The sequence below is a fragment of the Amycolatopsis sp. NPDC004368 genome, assembly GCF_053602515.1.
In genome coordinates this window covers 86,664-107,590 of record NZ_JBSGDT010000022.1, presented here as the reverse complement: position 1 = coordinate 107,590, position 20,927 = coordinate 86,664, and the positions used below count along the sequence as shown (strand labels likewise).

General features: G+C 71.3%; 18 protein-coding genes. 13 read left to right on the top strand and 5 right to left on the bottom strand.

Annotated features, from left to right (window positions below):
* Window positions 1-104 precede the first annotated feature (104 nt).
* Entirely contained in the window at window positions 105-320 is a 216-nt protein-coding gene (locus ACWEOE_RS27430; protein WP_452014006.1) for a hypothetical protein, read from the bottom strand.
* 462 nt (window positions 321-782) lie between these two features.
* Here ACWEOE_RS27430 and ACWEOE_RS27425 point away from each other — a divergent pair, with 462 nt between their 5' ends.
* The 9 genes from ACWEOE_RS27425 to ACWEOE_RS27385 all read left to right on the top strand — a co-directional run bounded on the left by ACWEOE_RS27425 (window position 783) and on the right by ACWEOE_RS27385 (window position 11,959).
* Window positions 783-2,435 carry an FAD-dependent oxidoreductase gene (locus tag ACWEOE_RS27425; protein ID WP_452014004.1) on the top strand — a complete coding sequence of 551 codons (1,653 nt, stop codon included), beginning with the start codon at window positions 783-785 and terminating at the stop codon, window positions 2,433-2,435.
* Complete coding sequence (locus ACWEOE_RS27420) at window positions 2,432-3,859, top strand: ATP-binding protein (RefSeq protein ID WP_452014002.1); 1,428 nt, start codon at window positions 2,432-2,434, stop codon at window positions 3,857-3,859. Before ACWEOE_RS27425 ends, ACWEOE_RS27420 begins: the two co-directional genes overlap by 4 nt.
* A 246-nt stretch (window positions 3,860-4,105) precedes the next feature.
* A complete protein-coding gene (locus ACWEOE_RS27415) occupies window positions 4,106-5,197 on the top strand; it encodes a hypothetical protein (RefSeq protein WP_452014000.1) in 1,092 nt (363 codons plus the stop codon).
* Complete coding sequence (locus ACWEOE_RS27410) at window positions 5,197-6,348, top strand: toxic anion resistance protein (RefSeq protein WP_452013998.1); 1,152 nt, start codon at window positions 5,197-5,199, stop codon at window positions 6,346-6,348. Before ACWEOE_RS27415 ends, ACWEOE_RS27410 begins: the two co-directional genes overlap by 1 nt.
* On the top strand, window positions 6,345-7,961 hold the full coding sequence (locus tag ACWEOE_RS27405; protein WP_452013996.1) for a substrate-binding domain-containing protein: 1,617 nt from the start codon (window positions 6,345-6,347) through the stop codon (window positions 7,959-7,961). Before ACWEOE_RS27410 ends, ACWEOE_RS27405 begins: the two co-directional genes overlap by 4 nt.
* Window positions 7,958-8,545, top strand: coding sequence for a hypothetical protein (locus ACWEOE_RS27400; protein WP_452013994.1), 588 nt, complete (start codon window positions 7,958-7,960; stop codon window positions 8,543-8,545). The genes ACWEOE_RS27405 and ACWEOE_RS27400 overlap by 4 nt, the downstream gene beginning before the upstream one ends.
* Before the next feature lie 266 nt (window positions 8,546-8,811).
* Window positions 8,812-9,978: a Cmx/CmrA family chloramphenicol efflux MFS transporter gene (locus tag ACWEOE_RS27395; RefSeq protein ID WP_452013992.1), complete on the top strand. Its 1,167-nt coding sequence runs from the start codon at window positions 8,812-8,814 to the stop codon at window positions 9,976-9,978.
* Window positions 9,979-10,076: 98 nt separating this feature from the next.
* Window positions 10,077-10,730, top strand: coding sequence for a TetR/AcrR family transcriptional regulator (locus ACWEOE_RS27390; protein ID WP_452013990.1), 654 nt, complete (start codon window positions 10,077-10,079; stop codon window positions 10,728-10,730).
* Window positions 10,730-11,959, top strand: coding sequence for a cytochrome P450 (locus ACWEOE_RS27385; protein ID WP_452013988.1), 1,230 nt, complete (start codon window positions 10,730-10,732; stop codon window positions 11,957-11,959). The genes ACWEOE_RS27390 and ACWEOE_RS27385 overlap by 1 nt, the downstream gene beginning before the upstream one ends.
* On the opposite strand, the gene ACWEOE_RS27380 is transcribed toward ACWEOE_RS27385, so the two are convergent.
* Both ACWEOE_RS27380 and ACWEOE_RS27375 read right to left on the bottom strand, forming a co-directional pair.
* Window positions 11,946-12,734, bottom strand: a complete 789-nt coding sequence (locus ACWEOE_RS27380) for a hypothetical protein (protein ID WP_452013986.1) — start codon at window positions 12,732-12,734, stop codon at window positions 11,946-11,948. The two genes, ACWEOE_RS27385 and ACWEOE_RS27380, sit on opposite strands and share 14 nt — an antisense overlap.
* Before the next feature lie 82 nt (window positions 12,735-12,816).
* The gene (locus ACWEOE_RS27375) at window positions 12,817-13,110 is read right to left on the bottom strand and encodes a hypothetical protein (RefSeq protein WP_452013984.1); all 294 of its coding nucleotides are present in this window, start codon (window positions 13,108-13,110) and stop codon (window positions 12,817-12,819) included.
* Window positions 13,111-13,208: 98 nt separating this feature from the next.
* On the opposite strand from ACWEOE_RS27375, the gene ACWEOE_RS27370 reads away from it, so the two are divergent.
* From ACWEOE_RS27370 to ACWEOE_RS27360, 3 genes are all read left to right on the top strand, one after another.
* Complete coding sequence (locus tag ACWEOE_RS27370) at window positions 13,209-13,808, top strand: pentapeptide repeat-containing protein (RefSeq protein ID WP_452013982.1); 600 nt, start codon at window positions 13,209-13,211, stop codon at window positions 13,806-13,808.
* A gap of 66 nt (window positions 13,809-13,874) precedes the next feature.
* Window positions 13,875-14,474, top strand: coding sequence for a sulfite oxidase-like oxidoreductase (locus ACWEOE_RS27365; protein ID WP_452013980.1), 600 nt, complete (start codon window positions 13,875-13,877; stop codon window positions 14,472-14,474).
* Window positions 14,444-15,187 carry a ferredoxin reductase gene (locus ACWEOE_RS27360; protein ID WP_452013978.1) on the top strand — a complete coding sequence of 248 codons (744 nt, stop codon included), beginning with the start codon at window positions 14,444-14,446 and terminating at the stop codon, window positions 15,185-15,187. Before ACWEOE_RS27365 ends, ACWEOE_RS27360 begins: the two co-directional genes overlap by 31 nt.
* 24 nt (window positions 15,188-15,211) lie before the next feature.
* On the opposite strand, the gene ACWEOE_RS27355 is transcribed toward ACWEOE_RS27360, so the two are convergent.
* Both ACWEOE_RS27355 and ACWEOE_RS27350 read right to left on the bottom strand, forming a co-directional pair.
* Window positions 15,212-18,163 carry a LuxR C-terminal-related transcriptional regulator gene (locus ACWEOE_RS27355; RefSeq protein WP_452013976.1) on the bottom strand — a complete coding sequence of 984 codons (2,952 nt, stop codon included), beginning with the start codon at window positions 18,161-18,163 and terminating at the stop codon, window positions 15,212-15,214.
* On the bottom strand, window positions 18,160-19,308 hold the full coding sequence (locus ACWEOE_RS27350) for a molecular chaperone DnaK (protein WP_452013974.1): 1,149 nt from the start codon (window positions 19,306-19,308) through the stop codon (window positions 18,160-18,162). The genes ACWEOE_RS27355 and ACWEOE_RS27350 overlap by 4 nt, the downstream gene beginning before the upstream one ends.
* Before the next feature lie 520 nt (window positions 19,309-19,828).
* On the opposite strand from ACWEOE_RS27350, the gene ACWEOE_RS27345 reads away from it, so the two are divergent.
* A complete protein-coding gene (locus tag ACWEOE_RS27345; protein WP_452013972.1) occupies window positions 19,829-20,851 on the top strand; it encodes an IniB N-terminal domain-containing protein in 1,023 nt (340 codons plus the stop codon).
* Window positions 20,852-20,927 lie beyond the last annotated feature (76 nt).

Below are 20,927 nucleotides of genomic sequence, written 5' to 3'. Positions count from 1 at the left end.
GGGCTTGCTTCTGACGAGCGCCTCAAGGCAGCACGCACCAACGTGGGCTTCCCCAGGCCCCGCGTGTGCTCGTCTTTCCGCGCCTTGGTGAGGGCGGCTGACGGTCAGGACTCGCGCAGGCAGACACGGAGACGGCCGAGCGCGTCGAAGCCGCTGGCGAGTGAGTGCGCGAGGTCGTCTCCATGTTCGTAACCGACGAGGGGAAGCCCGGGACAGTGGACTGCGGCCGCGGTGATCGCTGAGGACCAGACGGCGGCTACGTCGCTGCCGTCGACCGCGAAGAGGTTGGAGAGGCCGACCAGCCCCGAAGTGTGGTTCACCACGACATCCCCGGCGAGGTCTCGGCCTTGGTGGAGTGCCAGCACCAGCACGGAGGGGTCGTCGAGCAGCGCCGGCCGGAAGACGTCCGGGGATTCGTCCCCGCCGTGCCAAGCGGTCTGCCAAGCGCGAAGTTCGGCGGCCGTGCAGATCTGCTCGGTGCGCAGGGCCGGCGTTGCCGGCGCGCGGAGTCCTGCTGGGCGGTGGATCCACTGGGCCGTGAACAGCTGGACAAAGCCGTGGGAGGTGAAGTCTTGAGTGGCGAAGCTGCCCCCGCCGCGCAGCCGTTTTCCGGATGCCCGACGTCCAGCGCGCGGCGGCTTTGGCCCTCCCCAGGATGTCGTCCACGTGCAGCTCGGCGTCGGAAGAACTCCGAGCCCATTCCCAGGTCCAGGCCCGGCTGGAGCAGGTCGAGCCTGCGCAAGCGTTCTCACCGCCCGAGAGCACGCCGTAGGCTGTCGGGTGTGAGCCAGCCGATCCTGATGACCGTCGACGACGACCCCGCTGTTTCGCGGTCGGTCGCGCGTGACCTGCGGCGCCGCTATGGCAAGGACTACCGCGTGATCCGCGCCGACTCCGGGGCCGATGCCCTGGACGCCCTGCGCGAGATCAAGCTGCGCGGCGACGCCGTCGCGGCGATCCTCGCCGACTACCGCATGCCGCACATGGACGGGATCGCCTTCCTCGAGAAGGCGATGGACCTGTTCCCCAACGCCCGCCGCGCGCTGCTGACGGCCTACGCCGACACGGACGCCGCGATCCAGGCGATCAACGTCGTCGACGTCGACCACTACCTGCTCAAGCCGTGGGACCCGCCGGAGGAGAAGCTCTACCCGGTCATCGACTCCCTCGTGGAGACGTGGCTGGCGGTCGGCGACAAGTCCGTGGAGGAGACCAAGCTGGTCGGCCACCGGTACTCGGCGCCGTCGTTCAAGGTGCGGGACTTCCTCGCGCGCAACGCCGTGCCGTACCGCTGGTACTCGGTGGACGAGGACGAAGGCGGGCGCATCCTGGCCGCGGCCGGCGCCGTGGAGTCCGACATCCCGGTGGTCGTGACGCCCGACGGCACCGTGCTCAAGCAGCCCACCGGCGGTGAGATCGCGAACGCCGTGGGCCTGTCGACGCGGCCGGCGCAGGAGTTCTACGACCTCGTGGTGATCGGCGGCGGCCCGGCCGGCCTGGGTGCCGCGGTGTACGGCGCGTCCGAGGGCCTGCGCACGGTGCTGGTCGAGCGCAAGGCCACCGGCGGGCAGGCGGGCACGAGCTCGCGCATCGAGAACTACCTCGGGTTCCCCGACGGCGTGTCCGGCGCGCAGCTCACCGACCGCGCGCGCCGGCAGGCGCAGAAGTTCGGCGCCGAGGTGCTCACCGCGCGCGACGTCGTGGGCCTGGAGGTGCGCGGATCGAGCCGCGTGGTCACGTTCGGCGACGGCTCCGAGATCGCCGCCCACTCCGTGATCCTGGCCAGCGGCGTCACCTACCGCGCGCACGAGGCCGACGGCATCCGCGAGCTCACCGGCAGCGGCGTCTACTACGGCTCCGCCGCCACGGAAGCGCCCGAGTGCAAGGGCCAGCACGTGTACATCGTCGGCGGCGCGAACTCCGCGGGTCAGGCGGCGGTGTTCTTCGCGCAGCACGCGAGCGAGGTTTCGCTGCTGGTGCGCGGCGATTCGCTGGAGAAGTCGATGTCGCACTACCTGATCGAGCAGATCGCGGGCATCGACAACATCACCGTGCGCACCGGCACCACCGTCGTGCGGGCCCACGGCGCCGATCACCTCGAAGCCGTGACCCTCTGCCACGGCGATGCGACCGAGACCGTCGAGGCGGGGCACTTGTTCATCTTCATCGGCGCGGCGCCGCGCACCGACTGGCTGGGCGACGTGATCCAGCGCGACCACCACGGGTTCGTCCAGACGGGGCCAGACCTGGTCGTGGAAGGCCGCAAGCCGGCCGGCTGGCCGCTCGACCGCGATCCCTACCACCTGGAGTCTTCAGTGCCGGGCGTGTTCGTGGCCGGCGACGTGCGGTCGCAGTCGGTGAAGCGCGTCGCCTCGGCCGTCGGCGAGGGTGCCATGGCCGTGACCCTGGTCCACCGTTACCTGGAGGAACAGTGAAGGAGCCCGCACTGCCGCGCGAGGAACTCCGCGGCCTCTTCCTGTTCGAGCACCTCTCCGAGGAGCAGCTCAGCTGGATCGAACAGAACTCCGTGGTGGAGCACTACGAGGGCGACACCGAGGTGCTGCGCGAGGGCCAGCCCGCCACGTGCTTCTACATCGTGCTCTCGGGTGCGCTGCGGATGTCGCGGATGGTGAGCGGCGCCGAGGTCGAGATCAAACGCACCGACCAGCGTGGTGCCTACTTCGGCGCCAGGCAGTTCTTCGTGCACCAAGACAGCGAGCACGTCTACGACTCCTCCGTGCACTCGATCGGCGACCTGACGCTGCTCGCGCTGCCCTCGGCGGAGTTCGCGGTGGAGTTCCGCAACTGGTTCCCGATGGCGGCCCACCTACTGGAGGGCGTGTACCTGGGCTGGCGCAACACCGACCTGGTGATCTCGTCGCGGCGCCGGCTGCTCGCGCTCGGCGAGCTGTCGGCCGGGCTCACCCACGAGCTCAACAACCCGGCCGCGGCCGCGGTGCGCGCCACGGCGTCGCTGCGTGAGCGGGTGGCCGGCATGCGCCACAAGCTCGCCCTGCTGGCGAAGAAGGACATCGACCCCGACCTGCTGGAGCAGCTGCTCGACGTGCAGGAACAGCTGGTCAAGACGGTCGCCGACGCACCGCGGCTCTCCGCGATGCAGCAGTCCGACCGCGAGGACGAGATCAGTGACTGGTTCGACGACCACGGCATCGACCAGGGCTGGGACCTCGCCGCGATCTTCGTCGCCGCCGGCCTGCGGACCGAGAACCTCGACGGCGTGCTGGAGTCCGTCGGCGAGGGCCTGCTCGACGGCGCCCTGCGCTGGCTCGCGTATGCGCTGGAGACCGAGATCCTCATGGGCGAGATCGAGGACTCGACCACACGCATCTCGGTGCTCGTGGGCGCGGCGAAACAGTACTCGCAGATGGACCGCGCGCCGCACCAGTGGATCGACGTCCACGAAGGACTCGACTCCACGCTGGTCATGCTGTCGGGCAAGATCGGCGACAAGGTCCGCGTGGTCAAGGAGTACGACCGCACCATCGACCGCATCCCCGCTTACGCCGCCGAGCTGAACCAGGTGTGGACCAACATCATCGACAACGCCGTGCAGGCCATGGGCGGCGAGGGCACGCTGACCCTGCGCACCTGGCAGGTGGGCAACCAGGTCCGCGTGGAGATCGGCGACTCCGGCCCGGGCATTCCCGAAGAGGTGCGCCAGCGCATCTTCGAGCCGTTCTTCACGACGAAGGGCGTGGGGGAGGGCACGGGCCTCGGGCTGGACATCTCGTGGCGGATCGTGGTGGAGCGGCATTCGGGCGACATCAAGGTGACGTCGGTGCCGGGGGACACGCGGTTCGAGATCTGTCTGCCCGTGGAGGAGCAGGCTTCGCTCTGACGCTTCACCGCGCCGCCGCCTGAACCAGCAGGCGGCGGCGCGTTTTCGTGCGGTGCCGGTGATCACCAGTCGAGCACCTCCGCCCAGTTCGAAAATTCCTTTCCGCGCCAACGGAAACGCCTCCCTCGATCGACCCCGTTCGTTCACTGATCGTTCACTTCGAACTCCTCGTGCCGCGCGTCAAACGAGTTGCGGGGGCTGAAGGATCCGAGGTGACGCGTCGCGGGACGTGCGGAAGGTGGGTTCGTGAAACGCCGGTTGTCCATCGGGCTGGCTGTGGTTCTGGTGCTCGCCGTCGTGGCCGTGATCATCTGGGGAAGATCCGGGGGCGACGACACGGCGGGAGGGGGTGACCTCACCGTCGTGCGCGGGGTGATCGGCTCGGAGAAGCAGGCCTTCTTCACCGACCAGCGCGTGATCGACGCCTTCGCCGAGCACGGCCTGAAGGTGGAGGTCGACACCGCCGGCTCGCGCCAGATCGCGACCACGGTCGATCTCTCGAAGTACGAGTTCGCGTTCCCCTCGTCCTCGCCCGCGGCGCAGAAGATCCAGCGCGACCGCAAGGTGACCACGGTGTACACGCCGTTCCAGTCGCCGATGGCGATCGCGACGTTCGAACCGATCGTGCAGTTGCTGACCACCGCGGGTGCGGTGCACAAGGGCGCGGGCGACTACCAGGTGCTCGACATCGGCAAGTACCTGCAGCTCACGCAGGCGGGCACGCGCTGGGACCAGCTGCCGGGCAACACGGCCTACCCCGTGCGCAAGAACATCCTCGTGACGACGACCGACCCGCGCGAGTCGAACTCCGCAGCGATGTACCTGTCGATCGTGTCCTTCGTGGCCCACGGCAACAACGTCGTCTCCACGCCCGACCAGGAAGCCAAGGTGCTGCCCCAGCTGTCGAAGCTCTTCCTCGATCAGGGCTACACGCAGAACAGCACCGAGGGACCGTTCGAGGACTACCTCTCGGCGGGTATGGGCAAAACGCCGCTGGCATTGATCTACGAATCGCAGTACGTGGACCGTCTGGTGCGCAATGACGGCTCGATCCGGCCAGACATGCGCATGCTCTACACCGCACCCACGGTGTACTCGAAGCACACACTGGTTCCCTTCTCCGCCAACGGTGACAAGGTCGGGCAGCTGCTTTCGGCCGACCCGGACCTGGGCAAGCTCGCCGCCACGTTCGGCTTCCGCACCACGAACCCGCAGTTGTTCCGCGACGTCGTGGCCGCGGCCAAGTCCCCGGTGCCGGCCGATCTCGTGGACACGGTGGAGCCGCCTTCGTTCGAAACGCTGGAACGGCTGCTCGACGCGATCCAGAAGCAGTACTGATGGACGATTTCACCCTCACCCCACCGGAAGCGGTGGCGGCGGTTCCCGTGGAGCGCGTCGCCGGCTTGATCGCGCTCGGCGCCGACACTCGGGCCGACATCGCCCGTCGCGCCGGCGAGTTCGCGACGCGGCTGGAAGCGCTCGATGTTTCCTCGCCCGAGTTCACGACGTTGCTCGACGAGATCCTCGCCGTCGGCGAAGCGGACATGCGCGCGGCGGCGACCGTCGCGGGCACGATGCTGGACCGGTCGACGAAGGCGCTGGAATCCGCGCGCGGCTCCGTCGGTTCGCCGCAGCAGCAGGTGACCACGAGCCTGGTCGAGCTGCGCCGCACCGTCGCCGAGCTCGACCCGGCGAAGCTGCCGATCACCGGCCGCAAGCTGCTCGGCATCTTCCCGGCCGCCGCCGGCGCGAAGCGCGCCCTCGACCGCTACCGCGCGGCCAACGAACCCGTGAACGCGCTGGTCCGCGAGCTGCGCACCCGCCAGGACGCGCTGCGGCGCGACAACGCGGCGCTCAAGGGCGAGCGCGAACGCCTGTGGGCCACGCTCGGCCGGCTCGCCGAGGCGGCCGCGTTCGCCGAGGCCGTCGACGGCGCCATCGACCGGCAGGCCGGCGTCTTCGACCTCACGGATCCCGCGCACGCCAACGCGTTGCGCGCCGACATCCTGTACCCGATCCGCCAGCGCCACCAGGACGTGCTGACGCAGCTGGCCGTGAGCGCGCAGGGGTACCTCGCGCTCGACCTGGTGCGCCGCACCAACGACGAGCTGATCCGCGGCGTCGAGCGGGCGGTGTCCACCACCGTCTCCGCGCTGCGCGTGGCCCTGCTGGTGAGCGCGGCGCTGGCCAACCAGCGTGACGTGCTCGACGAGGTCGCCGCGCTGCAGTCGACCACCGACGGGCTGCTGCGCGCCAACGCGGCGCTGCTGGAATCGCAGAGCGCCGAGATCCGCAAGGCGTCGAGCGACCCCGCGGTCGCCGTCGACACGCTGCGCGACTCGTTCGACCGGATCTACTCGGCGCTGGACGCGATCGACGGGTTCAAGGCCGAGGCCGTGCTGCACATGGCGTCCACAGTGGAATCGTTGTCCGGGGAGCTGCGCCGCGCCGAGGACCGGCTGCGGCGTTCGCACGAGGGGGAGCTGTGAAGAACCTTGCGGTACTGGCGCTCGCCGCCGCACTGCTCGTGACGGGGTGTTCTTCGTCCGAGGGCACCGACAGCGGCGACCAGCCGCAGGCCGGCACGCTGCGCATCCTCGCCGGCAGCGAGCTGGCCGACATGCAGCCGGTGCTCGACGAGGCCGCCAAGGCCACGGGCGTGAAGGCGAAGTTCACGTTCACCGGCACCCTGGAGGGCGCCGAGGCGCTGGCCAACGGGAGCCTCGACGGCAAGTACGACGCCGTGTGGTTCTCGTCGAACCGTTATCCCGCGGGCATTCCCGCCGCGGCCAAGCGCCTGGGCAACCAGGTGAAGATCATGAGCTCGCCGGTGGTGCTGGGCCTGTCCCACCCGGTCGCGCAGCGGCTGGGCTGGGACAAGAAGGCGCCGACGTGGGGTGACATCGCCGAGGCGGCGGGGAAGAAGGAGTTCACCTACGGGATGACCGACCCGTCGGCGTCGAACTCGGGCTTCTCGGCGCTGGTGGGTGTCGCGTCGGCGCTGGCGCACTCGGGCACGGCGATCGACGCGCAGCAGATCGCCGCCGTCACGCCGCAGCTCACGCAGTTCTTCAGCGCGCAGCGGATGTCGGCCGGTTCGTCGGGCTGGCTGTCCGACGCGTTCCAGCGGCGCGCGACCGGGCAGGACCCCGGGCAGAAGGTCGACGGCCTGGTCAACTACGAGTCCGTGCTGCTGTCGATGAACTCCTCGGGCAAGCTGCCGCAGCCGTTGAAACTGATCTACCCGAGCGACGGCGTGATCACCGCCGACTACCCGCTCACCCTGCTGACCAGCGCCGACGACGCCGCACGCGACGCGCACCAGCGGCTCGCCGACTACCTGCGCAAACCCGAGACGCAGCAGCGCATCATGCAGGTCACGCAACGGCGGCCCGTCGTGCCCGGTGTGCAGCTCGGCTCGCAGTTCGTGCCCCACGACCTGGTGGAGCTGCCGTTCCCGGCGACGCAACAGGCCGTCGACGCGCTGCTGCAGGCCTACTTCAGCAAGATCCGCCGGCCGTCGCGCACGCTGTACGTGCTCGACACGTCGGGCTCGATGGAGGGCGACCGCATCGAGGACCTGCGCACGGCGCTGGCCGGGCTCACGGGCGCGGACAACTCGCTCGTGGGGCGCTACCGGCAGTTCCGCAGCCGGGAAGAGGTGACGATGCTGCCGTTCAACACCGCGCCGGGGCAGCCGACCACCTTCACCGTGCCCGAGCAGAACCCGCAGGACGAGCTGGCGAAGATCAAGGCCTACGTCGAGGGCCTCAAGGCCGGCGGCGGCACGGCGATCTACGACAGCCTTTCGCGCGCGTACACGGTGATGGCGCCGCTCGTGGCGCAGGACCCGGACCGGTTCAACTCGATCGTGCTCATGACCGACGGCCAGAACGAGAGCGGGAAGAACCTCGACGCCTTCAAGGCCGAGTTCCCCGGGCTGCCAGCCGCGATGAAGCAGATCCCGGTGTTCACGGTGCTGTTCGGTGAGGGCAGCGGCGACGAGCTCACCCAGGTCGCCACGATGACCGGCGGCAAGGTCTTCGACGCCCGCAACGCGCAGCTGTCCAGTGTCTTCCAGGAGATTCGCGGGTACCAATGAGGCGTTGGTTCAGCTCCACCAAGAACATCGCCGGTTGCCTCGGCGGCCTGATCGGCCTGCTGCTGTACGTGGTCGGCGTGATCGGGCCGCTGTGGCTGATGTTCGCGGTCATGGCCGTGCTCTACCTCGCCGGCGCCCTGGTCGCGCCGCCGGACAAGGTGCGGCTCGTCGTCGACCCGACCGTGGAGGCGGCGCAGGTGCGCGCGTCCCTGGAAGCGCTGGTGCAGACGGTTTCCACCCACTCCGGTCGGCTGCCGACGTCTGCTGTGGACGGTGTGCGCCACGTGGCCGAGGTGCTCTCGGACCTGCTGAAGGACCCCCTGCGCCTCGCCGCGACGCCGGACCTGCAGTACCGCGTGCTGCTGCTCGCGCGCACGGACCTGCCGCTGTCGGTGGAGACGTACCTGAACCTGCCACGCTGGTTCGCTTCCCGCCGCGACGCCGACGGCACCAGCGCGCAGGACGAGCTGACGAAGCAGCTGGACCTCATGCGGAGCAAGGCGGAGAAGCTCGCGCAGGAGTACTACGCGGCGGACGTGAACCGGCAGGAGGATCACACACGGTACCTGGGTGAAGAGTCCTAGCTGTTGCGGGTGGGACGTTGGCTCACCCGAAACAGCTGTGCGGTGCCGGGGGGCGATCAGTAGAGTGGTGATCATGTCGAGCCCCGAGGCGTCCACTTCGGGGGCTTTCGGTCACGCCGTCAGCCCCCTGAACCACTGAGGTTCCAGCCTTCCCGCCTTGCCGCTGTACGCCTTGCCGTTGTGCGCCTGGCGGCTGTTCGGGCACCCCGGGGTGCTGGCCGTGGTGACGAGACGCCTTCCGTCCGGTTCTCGCCTCGGAGTCCTCGATGCCTCTCGCTCTCTACTTGCTTGCCCTGGCCGTCTTCACCATGGGCACCTCGGAATTCATGCTCGCCGGCCTGGTGCCGGACATCGCCACCGGTCTCGACGTCGCGGTCGGGACCGCCGGATTGCTGACGTCCGCGTTCGCGGTCGGGATGATCGTCGGCGCACCCACCATGGCCGCTTTCACCCGCCGGTGGCCCGCCCGGGCCACACTCTTCGGCTGTGTGGTGGTCTTCGCCGCTTGCCACGTCGTTGCCGCGACGACCCAGACGTTCTCCGTCCTGTTGGCGACCCGTGTCGTGGCCGCGGTCGCCAACGCCGGATTCTTGGCGGTCGCGCTCAGCACCGCGACCCGTCTCGTGGCTCCGGACCGGAAGGGACGCGCCCTGGCGGTCCTGCTGTCCGGCACGACGGTCGCCACGGTCGCCGGCGTACCCGCGGGCGCACTGCTCAGCACGGCCTGGGGCTGGCGGGCCACGTTCTGGGCAGTCGCGCTCTTGTGCGTCCCCGCGGCACTCGGCATCGTCACCGGGATCCGCCCGCGCGGGGAAGCTGCGCCGGATGGGTTCAGTTCATCTCTGATCTCCGAAGTCGCGCAGCTGCGCGCGCCCCGGTTGCTCGTCGCGATGGTGCTCGGTGCGCTGGTCAACGGCGGCACCTTCGCCGCGTTCACCTTCCTCGCACCGATGGTGACCGGGACCGCCGGCCTGGACGAGGTGTGGGTGCCGCCGGCCCTGGTGCTGTTCGGCGTCGGGTCCTTCGTCGGGCTCACCGCCGCCGGGCGGTTCTCCGACCGGCGCCCCCGCTTGACTCTCTGCGTAGCCTCGCCGGTCCTGGTGCTGGGCTGGGTGGTTTTCGCCCTGCTCGCGGAGAACCCGGTCCTGTTGCTCATCCTGGTGTTCGTCCAGGGCGGGTTGGCGTTCGCGGTGGGAAGCACCCTGATCGCGCGGGTGCTCTACGCGGCCTCCGAAGCGCCCACCATGGGTGGTTCCTACGCAACCGCCGCCCTCAACGTCGGGGCCGCGGCCGGCCCGGCGATCGGGGCCGTGGCGCTCTCGGGCTCCGGCAACCTGGGGCCTGTGTGGGTGGCAGCCGCCCTGACCGCGCTCGCCCTGCTCGTGATGCTGCCGTCGTTGCATTTGGTCGCGGCGAGGGACAGGAGTGTGTGAACCCAGCGGCCGTTCGGTGAATTCCCGACCCGATGGTTGTCAGACGCGTGTCTTAGCACTAGCTTCGTAAGAAGATCGTCTTACGAGGGGTGCGCGGGGTGGAAACGGGATCGCGTCGGGAACAAGCGGAAGCCACCCGTGAGCTCCTGCTCCGCACGGCCGAGCGGCTCTTCGCCGAACGTGGCCTGGCCCAGGTGTCCAACCGGCAGATCGTGGAGGCCGCCGGGCAGGCCAACAACTCCGCGCTCGCCTACCACGTCGGCTCGCGTGAGGACTTGATCCGCGCCATCACGCGCTCGCACGTCGAGCCGATCGCGGCGCGGGCGAAGGAGCGTGTGGCGGCCGTGCGCAGGTCGCGGCGGCCGCGTGACCACGTGGGTAGCCTGGTACTGCCCTACACCGACCACCTGGCGAGCCTCGGCAACCCCAGCTGGTGCGCGCGGTTCCTCGCGCAGGTGGTCACGGATCCGGCGCTGCTCGACGTCGAGGGTGTCGAACCCGTGCTGGCGGTGGAGTTCGCCGACGGCGCGGCCGCGGTGTGGGCGCACGCGACGCCGTTGCCCGCCGCCGAAGCCTCGCTGCGGAGCCAGACCGCGCGGGTCGCGGTGATCCACACGTGCGCGGAGCAGGAACGGCTCGCCGCGACCACCGGGGTGCCCGCCGACTGGCCGCTGGTCGGCGCGGCGCTCACCGACGCCATCACCGGACTCCTGACCGCCCCGCGTGCCCCCACCACCCGGAAGGATCGTTGATGACCGCCACGAAACCGCCCACCATGCGCCGCCCGGTTCCACCGGAAATGCTCAAGCGCGGCAAGTGCCCGTTCGACCCGCCGGCCGTGCTCGCCGACCAGGCGCCCGTGGCGCGGGTCGAGCTGCTCAACGGCGCGCACGCCTGGGTGGTCACCGGCTACGAGCAGGCCCGCGCGGTGATGGCCGACACGCGCTTCAGCTCCGACACCGTCCGCCACCGCAGCGCGATGGACCAGCGCCCCGGCGAGGCGAGCTGCCCGGCCGAGACCCAGCGCGAAGACGGCCGGTTCATCTTCATGGACCCGCCCGAGCACACGCGGCTGCGCCGGCTGCTCACCGGCCAGTTCACCGTGCGGCGCATGCAGCAGCTGGAAGCGCGGATCCGCGACATCGCCGTGGAGCACCTCGACGCCATGCGCGCGGCCGGCAACTCCGGTGACGTGGTGCCGGCGTTCGCGTTGCCGTTGCCCTCACTGGTGATCTGCGAGCTGCTCGGCGTCGACTACGCCGACCGCGCCGAGTTCCAGGAGCACACGGCGGTCGCGCTCAACCTGACCAAGAGCGACGAAGAGCGGGCGGCGGCGTCGGAGGCGATCTACGCGTTCATGCGAGAACTGGTGGCGCACAAGCGCGCGCACCCGGCCGACGACCTCGTGTCCGGCCTGATCCACGGCGACGCCGAACCGCCGCTGACCGAACAGGAACTGGTCGACATCGCGACCGTGCTGCTCGGCGCGGGCCACGAGACCACGGCGAACATGCTGGCACTGGGCACTTTCGCGCTGCTGGAGCACCCGGACCAGCTCGCGTTGGTGCGGGAGGACCCGGCGGTGCTGGACAACGGCGTCGACGAGCTGCTGCGCTACCTCTCGATCATCCACATCGGACCGTCGCGCGTCGCCACCGAAGACCTCACCGTGGGCGACGTGGTGATCCCGGCGGGCGACACGGTGCTGATCTCGGTGCCCCAGGCCAACCGCGCGGCGGAGCACTGGCCGGAACCGCAACGGCTCGACCTCACGCGCCCGCGGACACCGCACCTGGCCTTCGGACACGGCGTGCACCAGTGCCTCGGGCAGCAGCTGGCGCGTTCCGAGCTGCGGGTGGGGCTGGCGGAGCTGGTGGCGCGGCTGCCGGAGCTGCGCCTGGCGATCCCGGCCGAAGAGGTGCGGCTGCGCACGGACATGGTCGTCTACGGGGTGCACTCGCTGCCGGTCACCTGGGCTTGAGCTTCGGCACCGTGAGGGTGAGGGCGGCCGTCGTCAGCCACGCCAGGAGTTCGGGGAGGGGAACGCGGGAAAGCCGTTGTGGCCACTCGTCGGCGACGGTGTGCAGCACGAGTTCGTCCTCACCCGGGGCCACGCCGGTCAGGCGCAGGCCCTTCGGCAGGTCGGACAGCGGCAGCACCACGGGCCGGATCCGTTTCGGGGTGCGGAACCCCCGCTGTCCGATGTGGAGGGTGGTCGGCGTCAGCACCACGGCGTCGTCGGCGACGGCGGGGGTGAGCGTAAGCCGGCCCCACGAAGGGTGCTTCGCCCAGCGCACGTGGAAACCGTCGGCGTGCGGCGTCGCGACGACGTCCGGCCGGGCCGCGGCAACGCGCTCGCGCACCACGTCGCCGGGCACGGTGATGTCGAGCTCGACCGAAGCCGGGGTCACGGTTGGTGTCGGCAGGCTGCGCACGCGCACCTCCCTGGCCACCACGACAACCCGGCGCAACGGCGTGGTGGCGGGGGGAGCGGGCCAGTCGACGTCTTCGGCCACCAGCCGCACGTCGCCGACGCGGCCGGTGGCCAGCCGCAGGGAATCGGCCGGGTAATCGAGTTCGGTGAGCGTGAACCGGGCCTCACCGCCGTTGGCCTTCGCGGTGAGGCGCCGGCCGACGAGCTGTTCGGTGACCGTGCGCGCGAGCGCCGCCGGGGTGGCGGGCACGCTGGGGAGCAGTGAGGCGGCGAGGCCCGCGAGCTCGGGAACCATGGCTTCGAACCAGCGGCCTTCGGACATCCCGCCATGGTATTTCGCGTCGTTCCCGATCGCTGCCGCGTGTGGTGTTCGCCGCCTTGGGTTTCAGCCCGGCGAAAGTGGGTCAGCGGGCGACGAGCCGGGCGATGAACCCGCTCACGACCAGCCAGAACACCGCGGCGAGGCCGTAGTTGAGGATCACCGCGAGGTCGCCGTTGCTCACGGGGAACAGGCCCGGGAAGAAGAGGGCGAGCGGTTCGGCCAGGGATCGGATGAAGATGAAGAAGCCGTTCGCGGTGTTGGCACCGGCGAGCAGCATCACCAGGTAGACCACCTCGATGAACGCGAACAACGCGCCGATCGCGGTGATCACTCGGGCTGCCGTGTTGGTTCTGGTGGAAGTTCGCCATCTGGACATGCCGAGTAATTCCCACTTCCGGGTGACGATGAAACGCGTCACCGCGCACATTGCGCCGGTTGGCCGACCGGCGCCTCGGGGCGGATAACCTTGGCCGCGTGCCCGAGCCCGCCGAAACCGAGCTGGTCTTCCGCCGTGAGGACTGGTACGCCGACGAGTTCACCGGCCGGCGGTTCGAACGCTGCGAGTTCCACGAGGTCGACCTCACCGAGGCCGTCACCCGCGGTGTCTCCTTCATCGACTGCGTGTTCGGCAACGTGCGCTTCAACGCTTCGCAGCACGTGGACACGGCGTTCACGGGGTGCACGTTCGCGCGCTGCAACCTGTTCGACGCCGAGTTCAGCGGGTGCAAGCTCGTCGGCAGCCGGTTCACCGAGTGCTCGCTGCGGCCGATGAGGGTGCTGGGCGGCGACTGGTCGTTCACGGGGCTGGCGGGCGCGGACCTGCGCGGCGTGAAGTTCCAGGGTGTACGGATGCGCGAGGCCGACCTGTCGCGCGCGGACTGCACCGGAGCGACGTTCGCCGACGTCGACCTCTCGGGCGCCGAGCTGCTCGATGTGAAGCTCGGCGGTGCGGAGCTGCGCGGCAGCGACCTCTCGGCGCTGGACCCGGTGCACGCGGAGCTCGGTGGGGCGATCGTGTCGCCTGAACAAGCGACGGTGCTGGTGACCTCGCTCGGAATGCACGTTCGCGGGTAGGCTGCGCTGGGCCGTCGGCTGGGCCGGCTCGGTCAGGTTCGATCAGGTTCGGGGAAGGAGTCCGCGATGGGTGTCATCACGCCGGGGTTCACCGGTCGCGCCCGTGGGGGCAACCCGCGGCTGCCACCCGGGCAGTACCTCACGGAGGACTTCCCCGTGTTGTCCGCCGGGCCCACGCAGCGCGTGCACCTGGACAAGTGGGAGTTCACCGTCACCACGGAGACGGGCGAGAAGCGCGCGTGGTCGTTCCGTGAGCTGACTTCGCTGCCGAGCGAGAAGTTCACCGTGGACATCCACTGCGTCACGCAGTGGTCCAAACTCGACACCCGCTGGCGCGGCGTGCCCGTGGACACGCTGATCGGCGCCCTCGACACGATGGCCGACTACGTGCTCGTGCACTCCTACGGCGGCTACACGACCAACCTGCCGCTGGCCGACCTGCTCGATGGGCAGGCGTGGATCGCGTACGAGTACAACGGCAAACCCCTCACGCCCGAACACGGCGGCCCCGCGCGGCTGGTGGTGCCGCACCTGTACTTCTGGAAGTCGGCGAAGTGGGTGCGCGGGCTGGAACTGACCACGAAGGACGAGCCGGGCTTCTGGGAGGCCTCCGGCTACCACGACTACGGAGACCCATGGCGGGAACAGCGGTATCAGGGCGACTAGCTTGGCGCGTCGCGCACCTCGCGGAGATCCGCCAGGAAACGGCGACGTCGCGCACGCTCGTGTTCGACGTCCCCGGCTGGCCCGGCCACCTGGCGGGCCAGCACGTCGACGTCCGCCTCACCGCGGCCGACGGCTACACCGCCCAGCGCAGCTACTCGCTCGCCGCGCCGTCCGACGGTGACCGCGTGGAGCTCACGGTCCAGCGCGTCCCCGGCGGTGAGGTCTCGGAACACCTGACGGGCCCGTACGCCGTCGGCGACCCCGTCGAGATCCGCGGCCCGATCGGCGGCTGGTTCGTCTGGCGTCCCACGGACCCCGCGCCGGTGCTGCTCGTCGCGGGTGGGGCCGGCGTGGTGCCACTGATGGCGATGATCCGTGCCCGGCGCGCTGCCGGGAGCCGCGCGCTGTTCCGGCTCGTGTACTCCGTGCGCACGCCGGCGGACGTGTACTACGCCGACGAGCTGCGCAAGCCGTACGCGGGGCTCGACGTCACCTACGTCTACACCCGCGAGCTCCCGGAAGGTGCCCCGGGCATCCCGCGCCGGCTCAGCGTGGCCACGCTGAACACGGCGAGCTGGCCGGCGGACTTCGGGCCCACCGCGTTCGTCTGCGGGCCCACCGGGTTTGTCGAAACGGTGGCGGACATCTTGCTGGCTTTGGGGCATTCGCCCCATTCGATCAAAACGGAACGCTTCGGCCCGAGCCGCGACTGAGTCCTGTCAGTCCTGTCAGTCCTGTCAGGACAGGTCGGGCTTCGCCAGCAGATCCCGCAGCGTGGCCAGCAGTTCGCGGCGGTCCGACGCGCCCAGCTTGGCTCGGATGCGGGCCATGTGGTGCTCCACCGTCTTGCCCGAGATGAACAGCTCGCTGCCGGCTTGCTTGTAGGTGAGGCCGTCGACCACGAGGCGGGCGACTTCGAGCTCGCGTTCGCTCAGCGTGCTCAGACCGGGGGACGCGCCGGGTTCCGGCGTGGCGGATTCGCGGCGGCCGGTGCCGGCCTGGAACTGGCGCGCGGCTTCGAGGAGCTGGACCATGGCTTTGCGGTCGGACGTGCGGATCGCGGCCTGGCCGGCCAGGCGCGCGGCGTCCCAGCAGAGGTCGAGCTCGTGGAGCTCGGCGGCGGCCGCGGAGATCTCGTCGTGGTCGAAGCTGCCGCCGAGCACGGCGAGCCAGGACGTGGCGGCACGTGCGAGGGCGGCGGGGTAGCGGCCGTGGCCGGCGAAGCTCGTGAGGGTCGCCAGCTGGTGGGCGGCGGTGTCGAGGTCCTCGACGGTGATGGCCGCGTGCAGTTCGTGCCAGGTCAACGACACCGTCCACAGTGGAGGGTTGCCGAGGTCGCGGAGCAGGGCGTGGGCGTGGCGCAGTTGGGGCGCGAGCTTCGCGTGCGCGCCGGTGCGGGCGGCGGCGATGGCCAGCTCGCCGAGCGGCAGCAGGGTGAACAGGTCGGTCTGCTGGCGCATCGACGCCTGGTACGCGCGGTCCCACGACTGCTGCAGCCCCACCAGATCGCTGGCGCGGCGGGCGAGACCAAGCTCGAGCGTGGCGAAGAACAGCTCGTCACGGGGCTCCAGCCGCGTGCCCGCCACGGCGTCACGCTGCTCGGCGGCGGCCGTGAGGTGGCCGCTGGTCATGGCGACCCAGCCGAGCAACAGGCGGTGGCGCGCGGTGAGCAGATCGCCGCCGACGTCGCTGGCCAGGGCGCGGTCCAGCACCGACTCCGCGAGCCCCAGCTCACCCGAGTGCAACCCGACGAGCGCGGCCAGCGCGGCCGGGCTGTCCGGCAGCGGCGCACCCGTCGCGGCGGGTTCGAGCATCGCCGCCGCCCCGACGAGCGCCGAGAGCGTGTCGGCGCCCTGCCCGCTCACCGAGCCGACGATCCCGCCCGCCGTCCGCGCCACGGCCCCCGCGAACAACGTCGGCGCCACCCCGGGCACCGGCGCCTCCACCAGGTCGCGCGCCGCGGCCAACTGCCCGGACCCGGCGAGCGCGATGGCGGCGAACGAGTTCGCCGCACCCCGCCCCGCCCACCGGTACACCTCCGGCACCCGCACCCCGGCCCACACCGACCACGGCTCCCCGGGCCCCGGTGCGTTGTGACCGGTCCCCGGCCGCCCCGCGGCCCACGCCGGCGCGCCCACGTCCGCCCCGGGCTCACCACCACCGAAGGCGGCTCCACCCAGCGCAGGCTCGCCGAGCGCGGCGCCGCTCGGTCCGCCGGTGTGCGCGGTCGTGTCACCGAATCCGGTGCCGCCCCGTCCTGCATTGCCGTATTCGGTACCGGCGTGCGTGGCCGGTCCGCCGTATCCCGCGCCGCTGTGTCCGGCGTGGCCGTGCGCGGCTGGTCCGCTGTATCCGAGGTTGCCTTGTCCGGTGTTGCCTTGTGTGGTCGGTTCACCGAATGCGGCGCCGCTGTGATCGGCGTTGCCATGCACAGCCGGTCCGCCGAATCCGGCACCGCCCTGTCCGGTGTGGCCGTGCGCAGCCGGTCCACCGAGCCCAGCGCCACCGTGTCCGGCACCGCCGAAGCCAGCCGCCCCGCCGAACCCCGAACCGCCGCTCGGCGCGCAAGCGTCCGCTGCCGCGGCCCAGCGGTACAGCTCCGCGCTGCGCGCCAGCTCCCCGCGGTGCGCCAGAACCGTCGCGGCGATCTCCGCACCCGCGGCGCGCGCCTCGGGGTCGTCGCCGCTGAGCATGCCGTCGCCGAGGCGCAGGGCGGTGTCCAGGTCGCCGGACAACGCGGCCGCGCGGGCCCAGCCCGTGGTCACGGCCGTGTCGCGGGCGCCGGCGTCCGCGGCGGCCTCGAAGAGCCGCGCCGCGAGTTTCGCGTCGCCGGGCAGGGCCTCGCCGGCGGCCGCCGCGAATGCCGCGGCGGCGCTGGCCCCGGAGCTTCCCGTGTCCAGCAACGACTTCGCGAGCTCCAGCACGGGCAAGCCGCCCCGCAACTGGATTTCCACGAGCCGCTGCAGCACCGTCAGCCGGCGGGCCGGCGGGCCGTACGTCCGCACGGCCTCGGCCGCGACCGGCAGCAGTTCGTCGTTGGCGTCGAGCAGGCCCGTCGCGCGGGCGCCGTCGACGACCTCGGGCAGGCGGTCGGGCGTGAGGTCGAGCAAGGCGCACAGCAGGTCCAGGTTGCGGCCCGCGCCGGCTTCGGCGGCGATCAGGTAGCGCAGCACTTCGTCGTCGAGCTCGGCCAGTTCGGCGCGGAAGTCGCCGAGCTGCCCGGTCACCGCGCGTTCCACCAGCCGCGGCACGCCGCCGGTGCGGGAGTGCAACGCGGCGGCGGCCGCGCCGTCGACGAGCCGGCCCGTGAGCTGCCGCGCGAGCGCACCGACCTCGTCGGCGCTCAGCGTGGGCAGCACCACCTGCCTGGCGAACGGCTCGGCCAGCGCGCGCAACGCCACCGATCGCGGGTTCGGGCGGTGCGCCAGCACGACCGGTCCCGCGAGCGCCGTCAGTCTCGCCACGTCCTCCTCGCCGAGCTGGTCGGCGTCGTCGACGAGCGTCGCGTCGACGCCGGCCGCGCGGCAGCCCGACTCGAGGGCGCCGAGGAGGGTGGTCTTGCCGTAGCCGCCGGGCGCGACGACCACGAGCCGCGCGGGCGTCGTGGTGGCAGCCGCCAGCTCCGCGAGGAGCAGTCGGGCAACGGGGTGGACGGCGTCGGTGCCGGTTTTCGCCAGCAGTGCGTTCAACAGTGACCTTCACCGGTGGGGGCCGCGCCCGGGTGGGCGCATGACGTGAGGGACGCGGGGTGGGCCGGGGCGGTTCCCTTGTCCGCCGTGGCTTCGTGGGAGGAGAGAGCGGCGATCAGGACCGAGGACCCGATCGCCAGCACCGCGGCGGCCGCGGCGAGCGGCCGCCAGCGGCGCAGCAGTTTCGCGGCACCTTCGGGCGGGGGCAGTTCGAACGGCGTGATCTCCACCGGGGGCGGAGCCGGTCGTTCGGTGAGTTCGGGTGCCGTTTCGACGCGGGGGAGCAGGGTCGTCTCCGCGGCCGCGGCCGGCTGCGCCCGCCGGGTGGGTGGGCTCATCCGTTGGGCGGCAAGGCTACTGGCCCCGAACGCCGCGGTGAGCGGGGGCTGGGGCGAGGTGAACACGGGGCACGGCAGCCGGCCCGGCAGCACACCCGGCCCGGGCTCGCCGCAGAACACGATGCCCGCCAACGCGTCCGGCAGCACCGAGATCCCGTGCGCCAGCGCGAAAGCCGTGCTCACGGCCGCCGCGGGCGCCACGCCCTCGGTGCTCGTGCGCGCCACCCAGCCCCCCGCGCCGGACGCCGTGGCGAGCGTGACCGTGACGCCGTCGGGCCCGAACTCGCACACGGCGGCTGTGCTGTCACCGGGCGCGGGATCGGGCAAATGGGCATAAAGTGCGCCGATCGCGCTGGGCACCAAAGTCACGGCGGCGAAACCGGAATCGTTCAGGGCTCGTCGCAGAAGGTCACGCCGGTAGTCGCCCCAGTCACCGGGGTGGGTGACGACGAGGTGCCGCGGCGCGCCGCCCAGTTGGGTGCCCGCGTGTTCCGCGATGCCCTCGACGAGGACTGAGGTGAGTGACTCCGGGGAGAACCGCTCGCCCCCGACGAACACCGGGACGTCGTCGCCGATGCGGCGGTGGAACCCGGTCAGCAAGCGAGACGGAACGCTCGTTCCGGCGCGCGCCGCGGCGTCGCCGGTGAGCAGATAACCCTCGTCGTCCAGGAACAACGCCGTCGCCGCGGCCGGCGAGCTCTCGCCGAGCCACAGCGGTTCGGGCGCGCCCCAGCCGTCGCCTTGCCGGCGGCGGGTGGCGGCGTGGGTCCGGGCGTGGGCGACATCGACACCGAGCACATAGGGCAACGCCGCTTCCTCCCTTCGTTGCACCGGGACGGGCCAAGGAGAGCAATCCACCCCCCTAGGGGTACGCCATCCTCACCCGTTCGGGTCATCCGGGCAAGCGCGGGTGGGATTTACCCAACCGAGCCCCGAACGGATGAGCCCGTAACTCCCTAACGATCTCATATCGACCCCCTAACGGCTGAGCGAGCTGCGACTGTTAGTGAACGCCGATGTGAACAGGGGTGCGGGGCCGGTTTCGAGGCACCGTTTCGGGGGTCACGCTGCCGACCCCCGAGCCCCCGATCATCCTCACGCGTTCGGGTCACCCACGACAAGCGAATGTCGGTTTGACCCCCATTGGTGCGCCGATGCGTCACCCGTGCTCCCTAACGGGGAGCAGTCGACCCCCTAACGGTGCAACGCCCGACAACTGGGAGTGAACCCCGATGTGGTCAACGAGCCCCGTCTCTACCGTCATCGGCAACCTGGCCGGGGACGGCCGGGCCATCCCCCGTAGTTCAACACCTCTGGAGATCCCCACATGGACCCGGTGCAGACCCTGCACGACTTCACGCTCAACCTGCTCAGCGACCCGATGTCGCTGGCCGCCTTCGCCCAGGACCCGCAGGCCGCCCTGCAGGCCGCCGGGCTCGGCGACATCAGCGCCGCCGATGTGCACGAGGTCATGCCGCTGGTGCTCGACTACATCCCGGTCGACGACCTGGGCGCGCTCCCCACCCTCCCGCAGGCCGGCGACCTCACCGGTGTCCTCGCCGACGGCCCCGCGGGCGCCATCGAGCAGCTGCAGGCGCTCACCTCGTCGCTCGGCCTGCCCGGCGTCGACGGCCTCTCGGTCCCGACCCTCCCGGCCGTCCCGGGTCTGCCGGCGCTGCCGGCCGTCGGCGAGCTGCCCGCCGTGGGCGACCTCCCGGTCGTGGGCGAGCTGCCCGCCGTCGGCACGCTGTCCGGCGTGACCGACCTGCAGAACACCGCCGCGGGCGTCACCGCCCTCGCGCAGGACCCGACCAGCGCCTTCGGCCTGGTCAACGACCTCTCCGGCGGCCTCGACGCCGGTGCCGTCAGCGGCGCCGTCGCGCAGGTCCAGGACGTCGCCGGCCAGGTGACCGGTGCCGTCGACGGCTCCGCGCCGCTGCACGTGAGCGACCTGCCGGTCGCCGGTGGCGCCATGGCCCCCGTGGGTGGCCTCACGAACAACCTCGCCCAGACCGCCGGCGGCGTCGAGGGGCACGTCAGCGACCTCGCGGGCTCCGTCACCGACCAGGTCGGCAACCTCACCCACGGCCTCGGCGGCCTGGACCACGCCGTCGGCGGCGTGACCCACGAGGTGCAGGGCCTCACGCACTCGGTCGTTCCGGACCTGGGCGGCGACCGCGCCGACACCCACACCGGCACCGACGCGCACACGGGCACCGACGCCGGCCTCGGCGCCGTGCACGACACCGTCTCCACCGTCACGGACCTGGGCCAGCACACGCTGGGCATCGACCTCCAGGCCGGCGTCGAGACCAGCCACGGCGGCGGCGGTCTGGACCTGCACCTGTAGGTCTGCGGCTTTTCGGAAGGGGCTCCACGGTCTGGGTGCGACCGTGGAGCGCCCACCCGGTTCGCTCACTCCTCGT

What these genes read in the sequence shown, in the direction of transcription:
- ACWEOE_RS27410 (WP_452013998.1), top strand. Translation starts at nt 5,197, where the DNA reads ATGGACGATTTCACCCTCACCCCACCGGAAGCGGTGGCGGCGGTTCCC.
- ACWEOE_RS27400 (WP_452013994.1), top strand. Translation starts at nt 7,958, where the DNA reads ATGAGGCGTTGGTTCAGCTCCACCAAGAACATCGCCGGTTGCCTCGGC.
- ACWEOE_RS27395 (WP_452013992.1), top strand. Translation starts at nt 8,812, where the DNA reads ATGCCTCTCGCTCTCTACTTGCTTGCCCTGGCCGTCTTCACCATGGGC.
- ACWEOE_RS27385 (WP_452013988.1), top strand. Translation starts at nt 10,730, where the DNA reads ATGACCGCCACGAAACCGCCCACCATGCGCCGCCCGGTTCCACCGGAA.
- ACWEOE_RS27380 (WP_452013986.1), bottom strand. Translation starts at nt 12,734, where the DNA reads ATGTCCGAAGGCCGCTGGTTCGAAGCCATGGTTCCCGAGCTCGCGGGC.
- ACWEOE_RS27375 (WP_452013984.1), bottom strand. Translation starts at nt 13,110, where the DNA reads ATGTCCAGATGGCGAACTTCCACCAGAACCAACACGGCAGCCCGAGTG.
- ACWEOE_RS27365 (WP_452013980.1), top strand. Translation starts at nt 13,875, where the DNA reads ATGGGTGTCATCACGCCGGGGTTCACCGGTCGCGCCCGTGGGGGCAAC.
- ACWEOE_RS27360 (WP_452013978.1), top strand. Translation starts at nt 14,444, where the DNA reads ATGGCGGGAACAGCGGTATCAGGGCGACTAGCTTGGCGCGTCGCGCAC.
- ACWEOE_RS27345 (WP_452013972.1), top strand. Translation starts at nt 19,829, where the DNA reads ATGGACCCGGTGCAGACCCTGCACGACTTCACGCTCAACCTGCTCAGC.